The organism is Streptomyces sp. NRRL S-495 (assembly GCF_000966955.1).
Classification (GTDB): Bacteria; Actinomycetota; Actinomycetes; order Streptomycetales; family Streptomycetaceae; genus Kitasatospora; species Kitasatospora purpeofusca.
In genome coordinates this window covers 1-23,173 of the sequence record NZ_JZWY01000191.1, presented here as the reverse complement: position 1 = coordinate 23,173, position 23,173 = coordinate 1, and the positions used below count along the sequence as shown (strand labels likewise).

At 72.6% G+C, this 23,173-nt stretch carries 16 protein-coding genes and 1 pseudogene; 11 read left to right on the top strand and 6 right to left on the bottom strand.

What is annotated here, in order from left to right:
• Positions 1-28: 28 nt before the first annotated feature.
• From VR45_RS12275 to VR45_RS12260, 4 genes are read right to left on the bottom strand one after another with little or no spacing between them, the layout of a single operon-like run.
• Complete coding sequence (locus VR45_RS12275; RefSeq protein ID WP_159394193.1) at positions 29-718, bottom strand: PIG-L family deacetylase; 690 nt, start codon at positions 716-718, stop codon at positions 29-31.
• Positions 702-2,753: a hypothetical protein gene (locus tag VR45_RS12270; protein ID WP_159394192.1), complete on the bottom strand. Its 2,052-nt coding sequence runs from the start codon at positions 2,751-2,753 to the stop codon at positions 702-704. The genes VR45_RS12275 and VR45_RS12270 overlap by 17 nt, the downstream gene beginning before the upstream one ends.
• Before the next feature lie 2 nt (positions 2,754-2,755).
• Positions 2,756-4,069, bottom strand: a complete 1,314-nt coding sequence (locus VR45_RS12265) for a hypothetical protein (RefSeq protein ID WP_045939740.1) — start codon at positions 4,067-4,069, stop codon at positions 2,756-2,758.
• The gene (locus VR45_RS12260) at positions 4,066-5,223 is read right to left on the bottom strand and encodes a DegT/DnrJ/EryC1/StrS family aminotransferase (protein ID WP_045939739.1); all 1,158 of its coding nucleotides are present in this window, start codon (positions 5,221-5,223) and stop codon (positions 4,066-4,068) included. The genes VR45_RS12265 and VR45_RS12260 overlap by 4 nt, the downstream gene beginning before the upstream one ends.
• Before the next feature lie 190 nt (positions 5,224-5,413).
• Here VR45_RS12260 and VR45_RS12255 point away from each other — a divergent pair, with 190 nt between their 5' ends.
• From VR45_RS12255 to VR45_RS12205, 11 genes and pseudogenes are all read left to right on the top strand, one after another.
• On the top strand, positions 5,414-6,469 hold the full coding sequence (locus VR45_RS12255) for a thioesterase domain-containing protein (protein ID WP_234325949.1): 1,056 nt from the start codon (positions 5,414-5,416) through the stop codon (positions 6,467-6,469).
• 5 nt (positions 6,470-6,474) lie between these two features.
• Positions 6,475-7,704, top strand: coding sequence for a radical SAM protein (locus VR45_RS12250; protein ID WP_045939737.1), 1,230 nt, complete (start codon positions 6,475-6,477; stop codon positions 7,702-7,704).
• Positions 7,701-10,142 (top strand): lantibiotic dehydratase, encoded by a 2,442-nt coding sequence (locus tag VR45_RS12245; RefSeq protein ID WP_045939736.1) that lies wholly within the window; start codon positions 7,701-7,703, stop codon positions 10,140-10,142. Before VR45_RS12250 ends, VR45_RS12245 begins: the two co-directional genes overlap by 4 nt.
• Positions 10,139-11,182: an ATP-binding cassette domain-containing protein gene (locus VR45_RS12240; protein WP_045939735.1), complete on the top strand. Its 1,044-nt coding sequence runs from the start codon at positions 10,139-10,141 to the stop codon at positions 11,180-11,182. The genes VR45_RS12245 and VR45_RS12240 overlap by 4 nt, the downstream gene beginning before the upstream one ends.
• Positions 11,179-12,009 carry an ABC-2 family transporter protein gene (locus tag VR45_RS12235; protein WP_045939734.1) on the top strand — a complete coding sequence of 277 codons (831 nt, stop codon included), beginning with the start codon at positions 11,179-11,181 and terminating at the stop codon, positions 12,007-12,009. The genes VR45_RS12240 and VR45_RS12235 overlap by 4 nt, the downstream gene beginning before the upstream one ends.
• Positions 12,010-12,011: 2 nt before the next feature.
• Positions 12,012-12,785 carry an ABC-2 family transporter protein gene (locus VR45_RS12230; protein WP_045939733.1) on the top strand — a complete coding sequence of 258 codons (774 nt, stop codon included), beginning with the start codon at positions 12,012-12,014 and terminating at the stop codon, positions 12,783-12,785.
• Between the two features lie 199 nt (positions 12,786-12,984).
• Positions 12,985-16,005 carry a non-ribosomal peptide synthetase gene (locus VR45_RS12225; protein ID WP_045939732.1) on the top strand — a complete coding sequence of 1,007 codons (3,021 nt, stop codon included), beginning with the start codon at positions 12,985-12,987 and terminating at the stop codon, positions 16,003-16,005.
• The gene (locus VR45_RS12220; RefSeq protein ID WP_052709029.1) at positions 16,005-17,891 is read left to right on the top strand and encodes an amino acid adenylation domain-containing protein; all 1,887 of its coding nucleotides are present in this window, start codon (positions 16,005-16,007) and stop codon (positions 17,889-17,891) included. Before VR45_RS12225 ends, VR45_RS12220 begins: the two co-directional genes overlap by 1 nt.
• On the top strand, positions 17,888-18,916 hold the full coding sequence (locus VR45_RS12215; protein WP_045939731.1) for a phosphotransferase: 1,029 nt from the start codon (positions 17,888-17,890) through the stop codon (positions 18,914-18,916). Before VR45_RS12220 ends, VR45_RS12215 begins: the two co-directional genes overlap by 4 nt.
• A 13-nt stretch (positions 18,917-18,929) precedes the next feature.
• Positions 18,930-19,813: pseudogene (locus VR45_RS12210) on the top strand (aldo/keto reductase).
• Positions 19,814-19,866: 53 nt separating this feature from the next.
• The gene (locus VR45_RS12205; protein ID WP_052709027.1) at positions 19,867-20,808 is read left to right on the top strand and encodes a cupin domain-containing protein; all 942 of its coding nucleotides are present in this window, start codon (positions 19,867-19,869) and stop codon (positions 20,806-20,808) included.
• A 126-nt stretch (positions 20,809-20,934) separates the two neighbouring features.
• On the opposite strand, the gene VR45_RS12200 is transcribed toward VR45_RS12205, so the two are convergent.
• Positions 20,935-22,272 (bottom strand): GH1 family beta-glucosidase, encoded by a 1,338-nt coding sequence (locus VR45_RS12200; protein ID WP_045939730.1) that lies wholly within the window; start codon positions 22,270-22,272, stop codon positions 20,935-20,937.
• A gap of 47 nt (positions 22,273-22,319) precedes the next feature.
• Positions 22,320-23,173 (bottom strand): AAA family ATPase (locus VR45_RS12195; protein ID WP_045939729.1); only part of this gene is annotated, 854 nt, incomplete at its 5' end.

Below are 23,173 nucleotides of genomic sequence, written 5' to 3'. Positions count from 1 at the left end.
CGCGGATGAGGTCGATCCCGTCCGAGGGCTACAGGACGGTCCGGTGGACTTCGAACGCCTCCGCGTGCCGCACACCGATCGCGGCGCCGCGCAGGGTGGCCAGCGCCGCGATCGACTCCTCGCTGCGGATGTGCGGAGCGGGCCGGTGCTGGGACCGGTAGGCCCGCATCGCCGCCAGCTTGGCGTCGAGCCGGCCGGTGATGTCGGCGTACGCAGTGGACAGCGGCAGCGGCTCGGACGCCCACTGGATCTTGGACGACTCGTAGCTCATCACATGCGGGACGAGCCACTTGCCGAACTGCGAGCCGATCGGCCGGGCCGCAGCGAAGCCGGCGGCGAAGGTGGCCGCATGGTCCTGGTCGTAGTCCCGGCCGCTGGGCAGCAGCAGCAGGTCCGGGCGGAGCCGGTCCATCTGCTCCTGGAACACGTCGACCAGCTCCCTGCGGGGAAGCGTGTCGAGCCGCTCGTTGAGCTGCCGGTCGCCGTAGACGACGGTGTGGCCGAAGCCGAGCAGCGCACTGACCTGTTCGATCTCGTCCAGCCGCGCCTGGTAGGTGACCGGCTCGGCCAGCCCGTAGTGCCCCATCCCGTCCACCGACAGGTACACCACGTGCACCTCGCCGCCCGCCGCGGACACCGAGGACAGCAGCCCTCCGCAACCGAGCACCTCGTCGTCCGCGTGCGGCGAGAGCACCAGCACGCTATCGAAATTCCTCACAGTTCCGGCTCCTTTCCTTGTCGCTGTTGCCCGGCGACGCCCGCGTTCCGCAGGCGTCGCCGTCAGGACTGCCCGTGCCGTCGGCGGCGTCGGCGAGCAGCGTTCTGATCGATGCGGTCGACACGAACGGGCGGCCGGCCAGGGCCGCGAGGGGCTCGGGCCCCGCGGCGGCGAGCGCGGCCAGGTCCTCGAACCTCGGCGGCGTGTCCGGCTCGTCGGTCAGCGCGTCCCAGGCGCGCAGCCGACGCCCGAGCTCGACCACCGGCTCCGGGCCGGGGCCCACCGCCGCGACGGCGTGGGCCCGCAGGGCCGCGGGCGTCTCAGGCGTCTCGGAGGAGACCGCCCCGACGGCGTGCATGTGGTCGAGCACGGCGACCAGCCGCCGCCGTGACTCCTCGTCGACCGGCGCGTCGGGATGCCGGCCGAGTAGCGCGGCCACGTCGTACGGCACCGGCAGCCCGGCCGGATCCGTGTCCGGCCGGCGCCGCCAGTACGGCGGGGTGAGGTGGTAGAGCTCTGCGAGGTGCCGGCGCAACCGCGGCCAGGGGTACTCGTCGAGCATGCTCCGGACCTCGACGGTGTCACCGGGCGGCTCGGGCCGGTACACCTGGACCCCGTCGCGGGCGGCCAGCACCGTCTGGTCGCTCACCGTGCGGCCGTCACCGACCGGCGCCCACGCCCGGGGCGGCGTCGTGTGCCCGTCAGCGGTGACGGTCAGCACGACGTCGGCGGCGAACGCCGCGGCGCGGGTCCACCACTCCGCCGCGTCCAGGCTCGCGTCACCGTGCCGGTACTCGATCGAGTCGCCGGCCCGGCCGACCGACCTGGCGATCTTGAGCGCCGGGTGCTCCAAGCGGCGCTTGAGGTCGTCCCGCAGCTGTCTGATCCGGGTCGCGTCCACGGGCGGCGGCCCGGGCAGCGGCTGGCAGAACCGCGTGCCCCGGTGCGCCTCGGCCCGGATCGAGGTACCCAGGCGGAAGTACAGCCACTGCCGGGCCTGGAAGCGGGCCAGGTGGCCGGCGTGCAGGGCGGTGTCGGTGCCGAAGGGGACCCCGACGTGGACGTGGCCACCGGCCCGGACGCTGGTGCGGCCGCCGCAACCGCGGATGATCGCGCACACCGCGACAAGGTCCTCGTACGCCTGCGGGGTGTCCCTCAGGATCGGCGAGACGACTTCGCCGTCTCCCTCGGCCTCCTCCAGCTCGACCCGCCAGGTGCGGCGGTCCTCGCTGTAGGGCTCGGCGCCGTCGGGCCCACGGTCGGCGCCGTGCTGCCGGACCCGGGCGTCGCGGGCGAGCCCGCGTGCCCGCAACAGCACGGCGATCGCGTCGATCTGCGGGGTGCTGAGCAGCGTTCCGTCCGCCGCCCGGGCACCGTGACCGGCGTGGAACTCGATCTCCACGCCGCGGGTGACCAGCCTCCCGACGCCGCCGAGCAGCCGCCGGTACTCGGTCTCCAGCGGCGGCAGCCCGGCCCGCAGCCGGCGGGCCACCCGGTGCGCCGCCTCGTCGAACAGCCGGTGGTCGCCCAGGTAGGCGGAGGTCGGCACGGCCGGCAGCAACCGGCGCAGCCGATCGCGCACCTCTGCCGTCGTCATCATGGCCGATCGGCCGTCGGCCGGCTCCAGATGCGGCGGCAGGCCGCGGGGCAGCAGCCGGTCCTGGTGATCGGCGAACCTGGGGACGGCGCCGGCGTGCGGCGGGTGGGATCGCCACGCGTCGGCCCGCTCGTCGGCGCCGTCCGCCCACTTGAGCCGGACGCCGCGGCGCATGTCCGCGACGACGTAGCCGGGCGCGGGCACGTGCACGGATTCGCCCAGTCGCGCCGCCAGTTCGGATGCCCACCCCGGCTCCACACCAGGGGCGACCAGGCACACCTCGAAGCCCGCGTAGCCGTGCTCGCGGAGCAGCGCAGCCACCTCGCCCGGTGCCGGAAGCGGTGCGCCGTCCCGCAGGGCGGCCGTGCACAGGCCTTCGGGCCCGGTCACGCCGTGCACCTCGATACCGGACACCAGGTCGGCCTGCCCCTGCGCCACGGTCACTCCGATCCGCGCAGCACGCCCCAGGTGTGGTGGACACACCTGACTCCGCCATGGATCCGGACGGTGAACCCGCGCTCCCGGGCCCGCGTGCACAGCAGCCCGTCCCAGCCCATCGTCGCCTCCCAGTCGAACGACACCGGTGTCTGCGAGACGACGGCGTTGGCCCACACGGTGCAGGCGCCGCCGACGCAGCCCACGTCGAGCGGCCCGTCCGGCAGTTCCTCCCACGGGATCGGGGCGCCCCAGCCGCCTTCGGGCCCGGCCCTGCCCCCGCAGACGTAGCGCCCCTCGACCCGGTCCCAGGCCGCGGAGATCGCCGCGAGCGGCGTTCCCCTCGGGCGCGAGTACTCCTCGACGAGCCGGCGCACGGCGTCGGCCGGCGGGTCGATGTCGTCCTCGAGCGTCAGGACCAGGTCTTCCCTGATCCTCGGCAGGACCGAGGCGTAAAGGCGGGCCACGTGCAGATTCCGCTCCCGCTTCAGGTACCACTCGTCCGGCGACGCCCGGTACACGGTGCGGTCGACGGTGAAGTCGAGGTGTTCGAGCCCACGGGCGGCCTGGATCCCGACGCTTGCGGCCCGCAGCCGTTCGGTGAACTCCGGATCTCGGCTGTTGTCCACCACGTAGAGCGAGGTGCGGGCGGGCAGCTCGGTCTTCAGCAGCACCTCCTCCCAGCGGGAGAAGGTGCTCTCGCGCCCGGCGTGCAGCGAAACTATCGCCAGCGACCGCTTCTGCCAGGCGTCGGCCGTGGCGTCGGCCTCGGACCGCGACATCGGCGGTGCCGCGAAGCCGGCGGCGCGCCAGCCGGCGGCGGTCAGATCCAGGCAGAGCGCGTGGTCGAGCGACGTGGGCCCGTCGCACCGATCCGGCCACCAGCCCACCAGCTCGGCGGCGGCACGCCGCCAGACCGAGGCCGCCTCGATGCCGTCGACCACGCGCAGCGCCCAGTAGTCGCGCTCACCGTCCTCGCTGCCGGGCGACAGCACCGCGACGTCGGACCGCGCGGAGCGCACGGCCCGCTGAGCGGCCGCGAGCAGACCCGCCGGGACGACCGCGTCGACGAACACCGCCCAGCGGGCGTCCGTCGCGGCCCAGCCTGCGGTGCGGGCCTGCGCCCGGCTCGGCCAGTCACCGGCCAGGACAGTCCAGCCCTCGGGCACCGCGGGGGGGACGGGAGCACCGAAGCCGAGCAGGACCCGCTCGACGGGCGCCGGGACCTGGGAGTCGACCGCGGCCAGGACCGCACCGAGCCCACCAGGACCGCCGGCGTCCGCCGTGACGATGACGGCGATCTCGGGGGCCGTGGTCACGCCACGCCCACCGCGTGGTCGGAGAGCACCTTGGCCAGGGCATCGACGCAGTCCTGGACGTGCTCGGGCTCGGCCGCGGGGTGGACGGGCAGACAGAACGCCGTGCTCGCGCACAGGTCGGCGTTCGGGCAGGTCTCGTTGGAGGGGTTGCCCGCGAAGACGGGCTGGCGGGTGAGCGGGATCGGGTAGCGGCGCTGCGCGGGGATCCCCGCCTGCTGCAACTCGGAGACCAACGTGACGACGTCGAGGACGGACGGGTCGGCGGTGAGCCGCAGGGTGTACTTCCACGGGGCGGCCGCCCCACCGGGCACGGTCTTCGGCAGCGAGAGGCCGGGCAGTTGCGCGAGGCCCTCGTCGTACAGGGCGCCGTTGCGGCGGCGCGCGGCGACGAAATCGTCGAGCCTGCCCAACTGCACAAGACCGACGGCCGCCTGCGGCGAGGTGAGCCGGTAGTTGTAGCCGACCACGGCGTGATGGAACAGCCCGGGGCCGGCCGGCACCAGGCCGTGGTCCCGCAGCGTACGCAGCGAGGCGGCCAGGTCCGCGTCGGCCGTCAGCAGGGCTCCGCCCTCGCCTCCGGTCGTCATCGTCTTGTCCTGCCAGAAGCTGAAGCAGCCGATGTCGCCGATCGAGCCGACGCGGCGGCCGTCGAACTCGGCGCCGTGGGCTTGGGCGGTGTCCTCGATGAGCTTGATCCCATGCCGGCGCGCCATCTCCGCCAACTGCCCGACCGGCGCCGGGTAACCATTGAGGTGCACGGCGATGACGGCCCGGGTGCGTTCACCGATCTTGGCCTCGGCGTCGGCCGGGTCGATGCAGTAGGTGTCCGGGTCGATGTCCACGAAGACGGGGGTGGCGCCGAGGTAGGCAAGGGGGGAGGCGGACCCGACGAAGGTGTAGGCCGGCACCAGGACCTCGTCGCCCGGGCCGATGCCCAGGGCCGCCAGCGCGAGGTGGATGGCGCTGGTGCCGTTGTTCACGGCGATCGCGTGCGGCGCCGAATGCCACTGTGCGTAAGCCTCTTCGAACTCGGCGACGTGACGGCCGGAGTTCTGTGAGAGCTCGTTGGTCAGCAGGACGGCGGCGGCGGCGTCGGCCTCCTGCGGGCCCAGCCGAGGCCAGGACGGGAAGCTCTTCGTACGTACGGCGGACACATCTCTCCCAGCGGGTTCGAAGGTGAGAACGGAACGGTTCGGAACCGGCCCCGTCCCGGCCGATGAGCTTATGCACGGGCACTGGTGAAGGAATGAAGGCCGTCTGTCGGCGCCGTTCAGAACGCGATCAGAGCTTGAACACTGGACTTCCCTAACGTTTTCGCCAGACATCCGAGAGATTGGCGGCTTCGTGGAGCAGGGACTTGCGCCGGTGCCGGAGAGCCCGAGGCGGCCTTACCGGGACCAGTGGGAAGCGGCGGTCGCCGAGGCCTACGCGGACGAGCTCGACCTCGCCGACGTCTCGATCGACACCGCGTTCAGCACGTCCGGCGACGACGAGGCGGCCGACCGCATCACCGACCGGCTGTTCGAGATGACCCGCACCCGGCTGCCCCGGGCCGAACTCACCTCCCGCGACACCGTCGAGCGGGTCGCCGCGTACCTGCGCGAGCGGGCGCCGTCCGACCGCTGCCTCCAGCTGCCGGCCGACTTCGATCCGCATGCTCCCACGCTGTTCTACTTCCACTCCGCCTCCGGCACGGCGATGGCCATCAGGACCCTGCGTTCGGTACTGCCGGTGCAGTCGGTCGGCGTGCGCGCCGCCGGGCTGGAGGGCGAACGCGAGGTGCCCCGCAGCATCGAGGAGTTCGCCTCGATCTACGTGGCGGAGCTGCGGCAGCTGCCGGCGGAGCGGCCGTATCTGCTGTGCGGCTTCTCGACCGGCGGCGCGATCGCGTTCGAGGTCGCCTGCCGACTGCTGGCGGAAGGCCGGCGGGTCGCGATGCTCGCCCTCATCGACAGCCAGCCGCCGGACCCCTCGCTCGCGGCGGGGGTGTCCTCGGAGGAGGTGCTGATCGGCGGCAGACTGCAGGAACTGCTCCGCCGGATCGGCGTCGACGTGCCCTGCACCATCACGGTCGGGGACGCGGGCGTCGTCAGCAGCCTGAAAGAGGCCCGCGTGCTCGCGGAGACGGTCGGACCGGAGGCGCTGCGGCGACAGCTGGAGGTCTACGCCCGCGCCCTGCGCGCCGACCGGTTCTACCACCCCGGCTACTACGCCGGAGACCTGCACTACTTCAACGCCCACATCGCCGACGACCTGGTCGGCAACTGGGAGCCCCACGCCCGGCGCGTCATCCGCCACCGCGTCGAGGCCGACCACCACGAGTACTCGATCTTCCCCGACCCGGGATTCCGCGCCGCGTTCGTGGACGCGGTCCGCAACGCCTTGACAGAAGGGCCGTGACAGGCATGATCGAGAGCACTCCGGCCGCGCAGCAGCGTCTGAGCAGTCACGTCGAGTGGAGCAGGTCCCGCGTCGAGAACCGCGAGCTGAACCTCCGTGAGTTCGAGCAGCGGGCGACACTCCTGCACAGCCTGCCCCGGGTGCTGTTCGTGGAGCTGACCGAGAACTGCAACCTCTCCTGCCCGATGTGCCGCTCGTCCGGGAAGTTCGACCGCTCCCGCAACATGAGTCAGGAGCTGTTCGACCGGATCGCGCGCGAACTGTTCCCCACCGCCGAGATCGTGGACCTGCGCGGCTGGGGCGAGAGCACGATCCTGAAGAAGTTCCCCCGCTTCGTCGACCAGACCCTCGATCACGGCTGCCGGGTCCGCATGGTGACCAACCTGACGGCGTTCCACGAGAAGACATGGCGCAAGCTCGTGCGGTCCGGCGCCCTGATCTCGGTGTCCTTCGACGCCGGCGAGCGCGAGACGTTCGGGAAGGTCCGCCGCGGCGCCGACATGAACGTGGTACTGCGCAACCTGGAGGTGCTGGTCGACGAGGCACACGCCAGCGGAGTGGGCACCGGCGACATCCACCTCAACGTGACCGTGCAGCCCGCGGCGCTCGACGAGCTGACCACCATCGCCAAGCACGCGGCACGGCTCGGCATCGGCATGCATCTCAGCCCGATCACCCTCCCGGACGGGCATCCGGACCAGCTGGCCTACCACCGTCCCGACGTGGTCCGCGCGCTCGCCGAACTGGCGGAGGTGGCCGAGGCGACCGAGGTGGACGTGCAGCTCAACACGGCGCTGGACGAGATCTGGGCCGACGACGACACGGCGAACAAGACCTGTACGCATCCTTGGATGTACCTGTACGTCAACTACCGCGGCGGCGTGGGCTTCTGCGACCACCTGATCGGCTCGCCCGCGGAGCACCATCTGATCGGCGATCTGAACACCTCCGGCCTGCGCGAGATCTGGAACAACGAGCAGTACCGGTCGTTGCGCGCCCAGCACGGCGCCGGCCGCGAGCACATCGACCCGAAGTTCGAGGACTGCCGTTGGTGCTACCGCAACCGCTACCTGGACTTCGACCACCAGTCGTATCAGCCGTACGAGAAGCACCGAACGCAGCTGACCCGCTCCCTGTGCGCGTCCTTCGTGCCCGGTCCGGCGCTCGCGCCGCCGAAAAGCCGGCAGCTGCCGTTGACCGTCCACCCGGCGCCCGGCGCCGAGGGGGACCAGTGACGGCACCGCGACGGCCCGCGCGGCCAGGGACGGATGCGCGGTCGTCCACCGCGCCGGGCACCGCGTTCGACGACGCACCGGCCGATCCGGACGAGAGGTGCGACGCGGCCGACCGGACCGCCGGTCCCCGGACCGACCCGGACGAGCGCTCCCACCTGCTTCCGCTGGCCGGCTCCGACTGGGCCGTATGGCGTGACGTCGTGGTGCGCGGCGCCGGCTTCCCAGTGACCGAGGCAGGCCGGCTCTCGGCGCCCGGCCTGGCGCGGGCCGCCGATCTTCCGGACCGGGAGTTCGACGAGCTGTGGAAGGCGGAGCTCGAACGGCTGGCGGACTCACTGCGCGAGGTGGCGGCCGACCCGCGGTTCCGCGAGGCCGTCGCCTGGCAGAACCCCGCCGCGGTGCGCAGCGCCGTGGACAAGGTCGGTCGGCCGGCCGAACCGGGCCGGACCACGGAGCTCAAGCATCTGCAACTCGTCGCCAACTACCTGCAGCGGTACACGGTCAAGAACGACACCATCGGCTTCTTCGGCCCGGCCGCCTGGGGCCGGTTGACCGAGTCCGACCGGCCGATGGACTGTGCCGGCGGGCCCGGCCTGCTCGCCGACCGCACGGTCTACTTCGAGAACTGGGCGATCGACACGCTCGCCCGGCGGCTGTCCGACCAGCCCGGCATGCGTCCATGGCTGCGGCCGGTGCTCTCCGGCGGGGTGTTCGTGGACGACGACCGGCTCCTGCGCCCCTACCGGGAACCCGTCGAGCCGCTGCCCGGCGTCCTGTCGCTGCTCCGGATGTGCGACGGATCGCGGACCCTCGCCGAGCTGGCGGCGCAGCGGAACACCTCGACGGTCGACTCGATCGTCCAGGAGCTGCGGCCGTGGCTGGACGACGGCGTGGTACGGATGGACCTGAGCGGTCCGATCGAGGCGCGTCCCGAACGGACGCTGCGGAAACGGCTCGCCCTGGTCGGCGACCGAGAGCCGCGCGAGCGTGCGCTCGCCGCGCTCGACGAGCTCGAGCGCGGCCGGGACGCGGTCGCCGCGGCGGCCGGCCGGCCAGACCGGCTGATGGCCGCCACCGCGGCGCTGGACGAAGCGTTCGTGCGGATAACCGGCAGCGACGCCGTACGCAGGCACGGCGAGATGTACGCCGGGCGGACCCTGGTCTACGAGGACACCAGGCGCGACGTGGATCTGGCGATCGGACGACCGGTGCAGGCGGCGATCGGCGGGCCGCTCGGCCTGGTGGCCGACAGCGCCCGATGGTTCGCCGGCTGCACCGGTCGAAACTACCTGGACCTGTTCGGCTCCCTGCTCGACCGGCACAGCCGCGCCACCGGCCGCGACCGCCTCCCGTTGTCCCAGATGCTGGGGATGGCCACCCGGCAGCTGACGACCCGCAGCGGGCCGCCGGAACCGGTGGCAGACGCGGTGTCCCGGCTGCAGGCCAAGTGGGCGCGGATCCTCGAGGTACCGGACGGCGCGCGGCGCCACGAACAGACCGTCGAGTCGATCCGGGCCGCGGTCCGCCGGGAGTTCCCCGCGACCGCCCCGTTGTGGTCCGCGGCGCGGCACCACTCCCCCGACCTGATGATCGCCGCGGCCGGGCTGGACGCGGTGCGCCGCGGGCAGTTCACGGCGGTGATGGGCGAGCTGCATCCGGCCACGAACACGCTCGAGGCCCGCCCCTTCGTGGAGCGGCACGCGGACGTCGGCCGGCTGCTCGAAGCCGCGGAGCGCGACCACGCCGGCCACCGCTGGTACTCGGTGCCCAGCAAGGACTCTCCGCTGGTCAACTCCCGCAGCTATCCGGCCGCGCTGCTCTCGCCGCGCTTCCGGTACTGGTGCCTGCACGACAGCGACACCGGCGCGCCCGGGCCGGTGATCCCGTCGGCCGCGCTGGAGGTGTGCCGCGAGAACGGCCGCCTGGTGGTGGTCTCGAAGACCGGCGAGGGACCGTGGAACCTGCTGGAGGTGCTCGCCGAGCAGGTCTCCGCCGCGATCGTGGGCGCGTTCCGCCCGCTGGCGCCGGCCCGGCACGTGCCGCGGATCTCGATCGGCCGGCTGGTGCTCCAACGGGAGGCCTGGAGCTTCGAGCCGGCCGAGCTGGAGTGGGCGTTCGCCAGAACCGCGGCCCGGCGGTTCCGGGAGGCGCAGAAGTTCCGGGAGGCGAACGACATGCCGGTGCGGACTTTCTGCCGCGTGCACACCGAGCGCAAGCCGACCCTGACCGACTTCAGCAGCGTCCTGATGCTCGAACAGACCGCGCGCGCGGTGCGCCGGGCAGCGGCGGGCACCGCCGAACGCCGGAGCGTGACGATCTCGGAAATGCTGCCGGACCTCGGGCAGACCTGGCTGACCGACGCCGCCGGCGCGCCGTACACGGCCGAGCTCCGGATGGTGCTCGTCGACCCGCTCGGTGCCCGGACGGACCGGCCGTGACCCCTGCGGCCATCGAGGCGTCCGGGCTCGGCCGGTCGTTCACCGTTGCGGAACGGGATGCCGGGCTGCGCTCGGCGCTCAGCGTCCTGGTCCGCCGACGCAAGCACCAGGTGCACGCCCTGCACGACGTGGGCATACGCGTCGAGCCGGGAGAGATCGTCGGCGTCCTCGGCGCGAACGGGGCAGGCAAGACCACCCTGCTCAAACTGCTCTCCGGCCTGCTCCATCCCTCGGCGGGGTCGGTGCGCGTCCTGGGCCACGATCCGGCCCGGCGCGAGCCCGCCTACCTGCGCCGCATGGCGCTGGTCATGGGCAACCGGTACCAGCTGCAATGGGATCTGCCCGCCGTCGACTCCTTCGAGCTCAACCGGGCGATCTACCGGATCCCCCGCGAGCGATTCCGGCAGACCAGGGACGAACTGGTCGAACTGCTGGACCTCGGCGACCTGGTGCGCAAGCCGGTACGCAACCTCTCACTGGGCGAACGGATGAAGATGGAGCTGGTCGGCTCGCTGCTGCACCGGCCGGAGATGCTGTTCCTGGACGAGCCGACCCTCGGCCTGGACGTCGCCATGCAGCGGCGGATCCGGACGTTCGTCGCCGAATACAACCGGACCCGATCCGCGACCGTGCTGCTGACCAGCCACTACATGGCCGACATCGAAGCGCTCTGCCAACGGGTTGTGGTGGTCCACTGCGGCCGGGTGCTCCACGACGGAGACCTGTCGCGGCTCGGCGAGCGCTTCGCCGCGCACCGCGACATCGAGGTGACGCCGACCGGTCCCGGCGTGGACCTGAGCGGGTTCGGCGAGTGCCGGCCCGCTTCGGCCGGGCGGTTGCGGGTCCGGGTCCAGGCGGCGCGGGTGCCGGAGGTGACGACCCGGCTGCTGGCCGGGGGCGGGGTCACGGACCTCACGGTGACGCGGCCCGCGATCGAGGACGTCATCGAGCACATCTTCACCTCCGACGCGGTCGACCTGCGGGTCGACCGCGCCGACCCGGCGGGCCGCGGCGCCCCGGCCACGGCGGCGGTTCCATGACGGTCGGGGGCGCGGCGGACCGCGTGCGCGCGCTGGGCGCCTTCTACGCGGCCGCGGGCCGGCAGTCGATGACCCAGCAGCTGACCTATCGCGCCAGCAGTCTGCTGCTGATGGTCGGCATGCTCACCGAACCGGTGATCTACCTGATCGTGTGGTCGGCGATCGCCGACTCCCTGGGCGGATCCGTCAACGGATACACGCCCGGCACCCTGGCGGCCTACTACATCACCTGGACCCTGGTGCGGAACATGAACGTCGGCTACGCGCCGGCCGGGTTCGAGCACCGGATCACCACCGGCCGGATGTCGGGCCGGATGCTGCTGCCGATCCATCCGATCCACTACGACCTGGCCGGCTTCGGCGGGGCCAAGATCGTCTGGATCGCCCAGTGGCTTCCCGTCGCCGCCGTGCTCGTCCTGCTGTTCCACCCGACGGCGCATCCGACCCCGGCAGGCGTGCTGGTCTTCCTGGTTTCGATCTGGGCGGCGTTCGTCATCCGCTCGCTGTTCCTGTGGCTGATCGGGCTGGTCACCTTCTGGACCACCAGGGCGAGCGCGCTGTTCGAGCTCTACCTCCTGTTCGAGCTGCTGCTGTCCGGACGGCTGGTGCCGCTCGCACTGCTGCCGCGGTGGATGCGGAGCGCGGCCGGGTGGTTCCCGTTCGAGTGGACGTTCAGCTTCCCGATCGACGCACTGATCGCCCCCGGCCCGACCACACAGCTCCTGGCAGGGCTGGGCGTCCAGGCGCTGTGGATCGGCGTGGGAGCGCTGCTCGTGGCGGTGGTCTGGCGGCGCGCCGTGCGCCGGTTCACCGGGGTGGGCACGTGAACATGCGCCTGGCCGCGCTGTACCTGCGCCTGCTGCTGCTCAACGAGATGCAGTACCGGGCGAACTTCCTTCTACGCGTCGTCACCTCCGTGCTGTCCCTGGGCACCGTGGTGATCACACTGGCTCTGGTCTTCCGCCAGGTCCAGCGGCTGGACGGCTGGGACCTGGACCAGCTGGTGGTCCTGGCCGGCGTCTACACCACGCTCAGCGGCTTCACCCGGATGCTGGTGATGCCCAACGCACTGGCCTTGTTGACGGACATCCAGGAGGGCACCCTCGACGCGGTGCTGCTCAAGCCCGCCGGTGCCCTGATGGCCGTCAGCGTGCGCTCGTCGCAGGTGTGGCAGGGGCTGGACGTGGTGATCGGCCTGGCCACGACGGCGACCGGTGCGGTGCGCTCCGGCGGCGTGGGCCTGTCGGCGGTCCCGGTCTTCGCCGTCACGCTGCTGTGCGGGGCCGCGCTGATCTACAGCTTCCTGATGTCGATCGCCATCAGCGCGTTCTGGTTCGTGAAGCTGGACAACGTCGCCGAACTGTTCTCGGGCCTGTTCCAGGCGGCACGCTGGCCGGTCGGCCTCTACCCCGGGTGGATGCGGATCGGACTCACGGTCCTGATCCCGATCGGCCTGGCCGTCACGTTGCCCGCCGAAGTCCTCACCTCCCGGGCGACCGGGACGGGCCCGGCCGCGTTGGCCGCGTTCGCCGCCGCCGGCCTCGCCTTCACCCGGTTCCTGTGGCGGCGCGGTCTGCGGCGCTACTCGGGTGCGTCGGCCTAGGGGGTGTTGGCAAAGTCCCACCGGGTCCGACGCGACTTTGCCAACACGCCCTGGAACCTCGTACGGAGATCCTGTGGACATCAGCCTCTTCCCTGTCGACTTCGGTGTCGAGCCCGAGGCCGTGCCGAGCGGCCTTCACCGGATCGCCGACCCGGCCCGTGAGAACCCCTGAGTTCCCGAACGAGAAACGAGAAGACCGATGACACTGCACGAACTCGTCGCCGCGGCGGCGCGGCGCGACCCGCAGGCGCCGGCGGTGATCACGTCACACCGCACGCTCAGCTACGCCGAGCTGGACGGCCTGGCCGAGGCTGTGGCCGAACGGCTGCGCGGATCGGTGCGTCCCGAAGAACTGGTCGCCGTGGCCCTGGACAAGGGCTGGGAGCAGATCGTCGCGGTACTGGGCGTCCTGAAGGCGGGGGCGGCCTACCTGCCGCTGTCCGCCGACCTGCCCGAAGCCCGGCTCCGGCAGCTGGTCGAGCTCGGCCGCTGCTCCCACGTGCTCACACAGGCCTCGCTGCTGACGTCCGTGGCCTGGCCCGCGGACGCGGCCGTCTCCACCCTGGAGGGCATCGCCCCCGCGCCGACCGGACCGGCCGCGGGCACCCGGGACAGCCTGGCCTACGTCATGTTCACGTCGGGCTCGACCGGCACGCCCAAGGGCGTGATGGTGGAGCACGGCGGCGTCGCGGACACCGTGCTGGAGATCAACCGGCGCTTCGGCGTCGGGCCACGGGACCGGTCCCTCGCGCTGACCTCGCTCAGCTTCGACCTGTCGGTCTACGAGATCTTCGGCCCGCTGGCCGCCGGCGGCGCGGTCGTCGTACCGGGCCCGGAGCGTGCGGGCGACCCGGCGCACTGGGCCGAGCTCATGGAGCGACACGGGGTCAGCCTCTGGCACACGGTGCCGGCGCTGTTGGAGATGCTCGTGTCCTGGCTGGGCGAATCCGGCACGCCGGCCCCCGGGCCGCTGCGCCTCGCGATGCTCAGCGGCGACTGGATCCCGGTGAGCCTGCCGGACCGGGTGCGCAACCGGTACCCTGCGGCCCGCGTGGTGAGCATGGGCGGCGCAACCGAGACGTCGATCAACTCCCTCATCTACGAGATCGGCGACGTCGACCCGTCCTGGACCAGCATCCCCTACGGCGACCCGCTGCCGGGCGAGGGCTGCCTCCTGCTCGACGACTCGCTCGCGCCGGTCCCGGCCGGGACCGCCGGCGAGCTCTGCGTCACCGGCACCGGCCTCGCCCGGGGTTACTGGGACGACCCGCGGCAGACCGAGGCCGCCTTCGTCCGGCACCCCGAGCTCGGCGTGCGCATGTACCGCACCGGTGACCGGGCCCGGGTCCGCCCCGACGGCACGCTGGAGCTCCTCGGGCGAAGCGACCTGCAAGTCAAGATCCACGGATTCCGGGTCGAGCTCGGCGAGATCGAGGCCGCGCTGCGCGGCGCCACGGACGTCGACCAGGCGGTCGCCGTCGCGCTCGGCCCCAAGACGGCCCGCGACCGCGTCGTCGCCTTCGTCACCCCCGGCCCGCACGCCGTGCCCGACGAGGCGGCGATCACCGCCGAGCTCGCCGTACGGCTGCCCGGCCACCTCGTTCCGCAGCGGATCCACGTGGTCGCGGAACTCCCGCTGACCGCGAACGGGAAGGTCGACCGGGCCGCGCTCACCGCGACGGCCTCCGCGCGGACCGGCCCGGACGCCGAGCCGCCGCGGCCCGGTACCGAGCAGCAGCTCGCGGACATCCTCACCGAACTGCTCGGCCGCCCGGTCGCCGACCGCTCAGCCGACTTCTTCGAGCTCGGCGGCAACTCGCTGCTGTCCGTACAGTTCGTCACGCGGCTGCGTCGGCGGCTCGGGCTCGACGTCCCCCTGGGCCTGCCGCTCCGGCGGGGCACGATCGCCGGGATGGCCGAGGCGCTCGCGGACCTGCCCACCGTGCGCGAGGCCGCAGAGCCGAGGCTGGCTCCGCGCGCCGGCACCGGTGCAGCACCGGTCTCGTTCGGCCAGGAACAGGTGATGTTCCTCGACCAGCTGGCCGGGGGCAACCGCGCCTACCACTTCCAGTGCGTCATCCGCTTCCGCGGCGAGATCCGGCCGGACCTCGTCCAGCGGGCCCTGACCGAGGTCACCCGGCGGCACGAGATCCTGCGCACCACCTTCCACCTCACCGAGAACGGCCCGATCCAGGTGGTACACGCTCCGGCCGAGGTGCCGCTGCACGAGCGCGATCTGCACGGCGTCCCGGACGCCGACCGCGAAGCGGCGCTGACCGCGGCGCTCCGCGCCGAGTTCGACCGCGACTTCGACCTCGCCACCGGCCCACTGGCCGTATGGACCCTGATCCGGCTGGCGCAGGACGACTGGGCCCTGGTCACGACCGAGCACCACCTGGTGCACGACGGCTGGTCGGTCTCGGTGTTCTGGCGGGAGATCGGCGAGCTCTACTCGGCGTGGGCGGACGGGCGCGAACCCGACCTCGCCGACCTGCCGGTCCAGTTCGCCGACTACGCCGCCTGGCAGCGGGAGCACTACGCCGACCGGCGCGGGCAGGTGCTTCCGTACTGGACGAACCGGCTGGCCGGCGCCGGCACCTTCGACCTGGCCGTGAGCCGACCGCGCCCGCCCAAGCAGACCTTCCGCGGCACGGCGATCCGGGTCGCGGTGCCCGACGACCTCTACGCCCGGCTGCGCGAGTGCGGGCGGGCCGAGGGCGTGTCGCTGTTCGTCGTCATGTTCGCCGGGTTCGCCGTGCTGATGAACCGTTACAGCGGGGCCCGCGACCTGACCATCGGCTCCTGGCTGGCCAACCGCGACGGCCCGGAGACCGAGAACCTGCTCGGCATGCTGGTCAACATGGTCGGCATGCGGCTTCGGTTGGACGAGGACCTGTCCTTCCGCGAGCTGCTCGGCCAGACCCGCGACGCCGTGCTGGAGGCACTGGCGCACGGCGAGGCCCCCTTCGAAGACGTCGTTCGCTCGTTGGACCTGCCGCGCGAATCGAGCCGGAACGCGCTGGTGCAGACCTGCTTCAGCTTCCACGACTCGCCGGTGCCGTCGTTCGACTGGCCGGGGGCGCGGGGCACGCTGGTCGAGCACAACAACGGCAGCGCCAAGTTCGACCTGCCAAGTTCGACCTCAACATCGTCGTCATCCCCCGGGCCGAGCAGCTGCGCCGGACGGGCGACCCGGGCGAGCGGGAGAAGCTCGCCCTGATGTGGGAGTTCAACACCGACCTGATCGACCAGGACGCGGCGCAGCGCATGGTCGACCACTACCTGCGGCTGCTGACCTCGGCGGTGGACGATCCGGGCACGCCGGTCGACGCCCTGGACATGCTCGTGCCCGAGGACCGCACGGCCATCGCCGCCTCGAACGGAACCGCGCGGGACTTCCCGGTCGAGGACGACGTCGTCGCGCTCATCGCGCGCCAGGTCGCCGCGCGCCCGGACGCCCCGGCGGTCACGGCGAGCGGGCGGACGCTGACCTACGCCGAACTCCAGGCCCGGGCCGGCGGGCTGGCCGGCCGGCTGGCCGCGCTCGGCATCGGCCCCGGCGACCGGGTCGGCCTGTGCGTCGACCGCTCCGTCACCGCCGTGGTCGCACTGCTGGGCGTGCTGCTGACCGGCGCCGCCTTCGTGCCGCTGGACCACCGGCACCCCGCGGCTCGGAACGAGTACATGCTCGACGACGCCGACGTCAAGGTCATCGTGACCACTCCGGAGATCGGCGGCCGCTTCCCCGGCCGTCACCGGGAGTTCGTCAACGGCGAACCCGGACCGGCTCCCGAGTACGTCGCCGACCCTGGGGGCGAGGCGTACGTGCTCTACACCTCGGGCTCGACCGGCCGGCCCAAGGGCGTGCGAGTGCCGCGGCGCGCGCTGGCCGGACTCCTGGCCTCGATGCGAGACCGGATCGGCTTCACCGAGGCCGACACGCTGCTGGCCGTGACCACGCTGGCCTTCGACATCTCGCTGCTGGAACTGCTGCTCCCGCTCGTCTCCGGCGGCCAGGTGGTCATCGCCGACGAGAGGTCGACCTCGGACGGGGAGGCGCTGGTCGGCCTGCTGGCCCGGCACTCGGCCACGGTGATGCAGGCGACGCCGCTGACCTGGCGCATGCTCGTGGCCGCGAAGTGGTGGCCGGCCAACCGGTTCACCGCGCTGTGCGGCGGGGAGGCGATGCCCGCAGACCTGGCGGCGGAGCTGGTCGAACGGGCCGCCGTCTGCTGGAACCTGTACGGCCCCACCGAGACCTCCATCTGGTCGACGGCGCACCGGCTCGACGGCGGCGAGTCGCCGGTACCGATCGGCACGCCGCTGGCCAACACCTTGGCCCGGGTCCTCGACGACCGGCTTCGGCCGGTGCCGCCGGGTCTGCCGGGCCAGCTCTACCTGGGCGGTACCGGCGTCGCCGACGGCTACACCTCCGCCGCACTCACCGAGGAGCGCTTCACCGCCCTGCCCGGCGAGGACGGCCGGTTCTATCGGACCGGCGACGTGGTGCGGTTGCGGACCGACGGTGGGCTCGAGTTCCTGCATCGCGCGGACCGGCAGCTGAAGCTGCGGGGCTACCGGATCGAGCCGACCGAGATCGAGCAGGTGCTGCTCGCCCACCCGGCCGTGGCGGATTGCGCCGTCGAGCCGAAGGGCGACCCGGCCGGACTGATCGGCTACGTCGTCAAGGCCGACGCCTCCGTGACCTCCGCCGAACTGACCGAGCACCTCGCGGCCGCGCTGCCCGCCTACATGGTGCCGCAGGCACTCGTCGACCTGGATCAGCTGCCCTTGTCACCGAGCGGCAAGCTGGACCGGGCGGCGCTGCCGGAGCCCGGCCCGTCGGCCGGGTCCGCGGACCCGGCCGACCGCGCCCCACTGACCGGGCCCGAGCAGGAGGTGGCCGCGCTCTGGTCGGAGGTACTCGGCGGCGCCGCCGTGGGACCGGGCGACGACTTCTTCGAGATCGGCGGGCACTCCCTGCTGGCCATGCGCCTGGTGTCCAGGGTCCGGGCGAAGCTGGGCCGCGAGATCAGCGTGGACACGGTGTTCGACTTCCCGACGGTGCGGTCGATGACGGCCGAGCTGCGCCGGATGGGCCGATGAGCGCCCCGCAGGCGTTCGCCCCCACATCGGCCACCGCGGCCTACGTGGGGGAAAGGTTCGGGCTGGCCGACACCGCGCTCACCGCGGAGCCGACGGCCCGCGGGCTGTGCGGCCGGATCTGGGAGCTGGCGGCCGTCGGCACCCGGTACGCGCTCAAGGAGCTGTTCTGGGACGACGACCAGGACGAGCAGGAGACCCGTGGCCGGGTCCGGTTCGAGACGGCGGCGCGGGCCGCCGGGGTCGGGTGCCCGCAGAGCCTGCCCACCGTGGACGGCGACTACCTGTGCCGGCTTCCCCCGGAACTCGGGAACGTCTACGTCCGGCTCTACAGCTGGATCGACGGCAGGCCCCTGACTCCTGCGGACCATGCCACCGAGCACGCCGCGGACTGGCTCGGCGACAGCCTGGCCCGGCTGCACCGGCTGCGTCTGCGGGACGCGGGCGCCGGTGCGCCGGACAGCAGGTTCGAGCGCGTGCCGGCCGCGGATCAGTGGCAGGAGCTGCTCGACGCGCTGCGCGCACAGCGCGTCGAGTGGGCCGACGGGCTCGAACGGCTGATGCCCGCAGTCGGGGAGCTGTCCGAGCTCGTCGTCCCCCTGGACCGGGACGCCCTGATCATGTGCCACCTCGATCTCACGCCCGCGAACGTGATGCGCGAGCGCACCGGCGGGTTCGTGCTCGTCGACTGGGACAACGCCGGACCGGGCTCGGCCGACCATGAGCTCGCCGCGGCCCTGATGACCTGGCACGCGCCCGACGACCGGGCGCGGACGGACCGCGTCGCCGCCACGGCGGCCGCGTACGCACGGGCCGGCGGCCCCGGCCGTGTCGGGGACCTGTCGTGTTTCTCCGGGTACCTGTGCGCGGTCCTCAACAACCTGTACACACAGGCGTCGGTCGCGATCGCGGCGGACGCGTACGAAGAACACCGAGAGCTCGCGCGGGCCAAGGTCCGGCAGGTGATGGCGAACCTGCCCAGCCGGTCCGTGCTCGAACAGGTCGCCCTGAGCGCCGAGAACCGATGAGAGGGACGCAGCGATGACGATGAAGTACGGGAAGATCGCCGGCGTGGACCGCGAGGTCTCGCGCATCACGCTCGGCACGTCCGGCATGCGGACGTACGAGAAGGCCGCACCCCTGCTGGAGCACTTCTTCGGGCAGGGCGGCAATCTCCTGGACACGGCCTTCGCCTACGGCGGCGGCGTGTGCGAGGAGGTCCTCGGCACGTGGCTGGCGCCAAGGGGGCGCACCCGCCGAAGTGCACGCCCGAGACGATCGCCGAAGAGCTCTCGATCTCCCTGGAGCGCCTGGGCGTCACGCGTGTGGACGTGTACCTGCTGCACCGCGACGACGAGCAGATCCCGGTCGGCGAATGGGTGGACGCGTTGGAGGCCGAGGTGCGCGCCGGCCGAATCGGCGCCTACGGCGGTTCCAACTGGCGACGGGCCCGCGTCGAGGAGGCCACCGCGTACGCGCGTTCCACGGGCGGACAGGGCTTCGCCGCGGTGAGCAACCACTTCGCGCTGGCGGAGATGGCCGAGCCGCTGTACCCGGGGTGCATCGCAGCCGACGAGGACGACCTCGCCTGGTTCGCCCGGAACGACGTGGCGCTGATCCCCTGGTCCAGCCAGGCCCGCGGGTTCTTCTCCAGCGTCGACCCCGGCCTGCTCGACCCGAACATGGTGCGCTGCTGGGACACCCCGACCAACCGCGGCCGCCGCGAGCGCGCCCGGCAGCTGGCCGCGCGGCTCGGCACCGAGACGATCAACGTCGCCCTCGCCTACGTACTGGCGCACCCGGCGGCCTTCCCCATCATCGGGCCCCGCGACCCGGCCGAGGCCGCGATCGCGCTCGGTGCCCTGAACGTCGAGCTCGACGCCGCCGCGCTCGCCGAGCTGAACGGCAACGGGCGGGTGGGCTGAACGGCGACGGGCGGGTGGGCCGACCCCCCACCGGCCGGACAGGGAGGAAGACGATGACGAGTCGGGAAGTACTGCCGAGCCTGGTCGGCGACGTCTCGGACTTCTACGCGAAACACTGGCGCACCGCTCCGGCGGTGTTCAGGCCGCGGGAGCGACAGGAGCAGGCGCCCGACTCGACGGGCCCGATCAGCCTGCAGGAGGTCGACGACGCGATCGATTCGGGACTGCTGCGCGTGCCCTACGTGGAAATGGTGCGCAAGTCCACACCGATCGACGCAGGCGACTACACGAAGGCGCGAACGGTGAACAACGTGCTCGCCGAGGGCTTCGCGGATGCCGAGGGCATCAGGCGCATGATGGACGACGGCGTGACTCTGCTGCTGCGCAATGTGGAGCACTGGCACGTGGGCACCCGCGAGGCCGCCGCGCTGCTCGAACGGGAGCTCGGGCACCGCGTCGAGGCGTTCCTGTTCGCGACCCCGCCCGGCGAGCAGGGCCTGCCCGTACACCGCGACGACGCCGACGTGCTGCTGGTGCAGATCCGGGGCGGCAAGCGCTGGAAGGTCTACGACGGACCGCGCGACACCGCCTGGTCGCCGGGCCGGGCCGGCAACGTGGGCCCGGCGCTGCTGACGGAGGTCGTGCGCGAGGGCGAGGTGCTCTACGTCCCGCGCGGATACGCACACGAGGCGGTCGGAGAGCAGGACGAGCTGTCCGTGCACCTGTCGTTCACGGTCCGGGAGGTCGGCCGGTCCGATCTGTATGCGGCATTGGAGCGCCTCCTGCTGGATGGGATGCCGCTCAATCACCGCCCGCGCACAGAGCAGGAGCTGCTGGCCGACGCCGAGCACCTGCTGGACCGGTTCCGCGCCGGGGCCGGCAGGCTCACCGCCGCCGACGTCCTCGCCGAGGCGCGCCGGGCGGAGGCCACCGGCGGTGAACCCTCCCGATCCGCGCTGGCCAGGTTCGACCGCACCGTGGAGACGCCTTCGTGACGCGGACACGAAGGCCTTGAAGCCCCTACGGATTTGACGGTGTGTCCGATTCGGACGGTGCCCACTCTCCGGATGGCCTCTCAGCAGTTGCCGAAAGGCCATCCGGCCTTGGTCACTGGAGACCGACTACCTTGAACGGTAAGCCCGGTGCGCCGCGATCAGGTCGCGGTACCAGGCGTACGAGGCCCTCGGGGTGCGCTGCTGGGTCTCGAAGTCGACGTGGACGAGGCCGAAGCGCTGGTGGTAGCCCTCGGCCCATTCGAAGTTGTCGAGCAGGGACCAGGTGTAGTAGCCGCGGACGTCGACTCCTTCCGCCACGGCGGCGGCGAGGGCGTCGAGGTGGGTGGCGAGGTAGGAGACGCGGGTGGGGTCGTCGAGGCCCTCGGTGGTGGAGCAGCCGTTCTCGGTGACGGTGACGGGCGGGAGGGCGGCGCCGTAGCGGTCGCGGAGGCCCACCAGGAGTTCGCGCAGGCCGTCGGGGACGATCGGCCAGTCGAAGGCGGTGCGGGGGACGTCGGGGATCTCGACGAAGTCGAAGGGGAGGCCCGGGTCGGTGGGGGCCGCGATGCGGGTGGGGTTGTAGTAGTTGACGCCGAGGCCGGTGAGGGGGGTGGCGGAGATGAGGTCGAGGTCGCCGGGGCGGACGGCGCCGCGGAGGTCGGGGCCGGTGCCGAAGGCGGTGAGGTCGGGGTAGCGGCCGAGGAGGAGCGGGTCGGTGAACAGGCGGTTGTGGAGGGTGTCGTAGGCCTCGGCGGCGGCCAGGTCGGCGTCCGAGGACGAGGCGGCCTGTACGGGCGTGAGGTTGTTGGAGACGAGGACGTCGAGGCCGCGCTCGTGGAGCAGGGCGGCGGCGAGGCCGTGGGCGAGGAGCTGGTGGTGGGCGACCGGGAGGGCGTCGAGCATCAGGGCGCGGCCGGGGGCGTGGATGCCGAGGGCGTAGCCGTAGACCATGTGCACGAAGGGTTCGTTGAGGGTGATCCAGGCGGGGACGCGGTCGCCGAGGCGGTCGGCGACGAGGGCGGTGTAGTCGGCGAACCGGTACGCGGTGTCGCGGTTCAGCCAGCCGTCGGCGTCCTCCAGGGCCTGCGGGAGGTCCCAGTGGAAGAGGGTGGGCAGCGGGGTGATGCCGGCTTCGAGGAGGGCGTCGACCAGGCGGTCGTAGAAGGCGAGTCCGGCGGGGTTGAAGGGGCTCGCGCCGGTGGGCTGGACGCGGGGCCAGGCGATCGAGAAGCGGTAGCCGTCCAGCCCGAGGTCCTTCATCAGCGCGATGTCCTCGGGGTACCGGTGGTAGTGGTCGCAGGCCACCGCACCCGTGTGGCCGTCGCGGACCGCGCCGGGGCGGGCGGCGAAGGTGTCCCAGATCGAGGGGCCGCGGCCGTCCTCCGCCACCGCCCCCTCGATCTGGTAGGCGGCGGTGGCGGCACCCCAGCGGAATCCCGCGGGCAGGTCGAGACGATCCGGCATGGCAGCCTCCTCGGACAGAAATATGAGGACTGCTCATGTTACTGGGGTCACGTCGGAATGCCAGAGGAGGCGGGGAGGTCCGCGGGTTCGAGCGTGGAGAGCTGGTCGGGGGTGGGGGTGACGGCCTCGGCCATCCGCTGGGCCTGGCGTTCGGTCATCTCCTGGAAGGTCTGCCGGGCCGAGCGGCCGTTGCCGAAACCGGCGCCGCGCGGGAGCGTCTCGAAGTGCCGGAGCAGGCGCAGGCGCGCCGGACCGGTCAGCGCGTAGCGGTGCTCGCGCGCCTGGTGCTCGACGATGGCCACCAGGTCGGCGGCGGAGTAGTCCTCGAAGAGCAGGGTGCGGGTGAAGCGGGAGGAGAGCCCGGGGTTGGAGCCGATGAAGCGCGCCATGTCCGCCGGATAGCCGGCGGCGATCACCACGACGTCGTCGCGATGGTCCTCCATCAGCTTGACCAGGGTCGCCACCGCCTCCAGGCCGAAGTCGTGCCCGCCGGACTCGGGGACGAGCGAGTAGGCCTCGTCGATGAACAGGACGCCGCCGAGCGCCCGGTTGAAGGCCGCCGCCGTGCGCGGGCCGGTGTGGCCGACGTACTCGCCGACCAGCGCGCTGCGGTCGACCTCGACCAGGTGGCCGCGGCGCAGCAGGCCGAGGGCCTTGAGCAGGCGGCCGTAGAGGCGGGCGACGGTGGTCTTGCCGGTCCCGGGGTTGCCGGCGAAGACGAGGTGGCGGCTGAGCGGCGGCGCGGGCAGGCCGGCCTCCTCGCGCAGCCGGACGGCCTGCATCAGCTTCACCATCGAGTGGACGTCGTGCTTGACCCGCTCCAGGCCGACCAGGGTGGCGAGTTCGGCCAGCAGGTCGTCCAGGTGCTCCTCCTCGGGCTCCGCCGTGGGGAGTTCGGCGG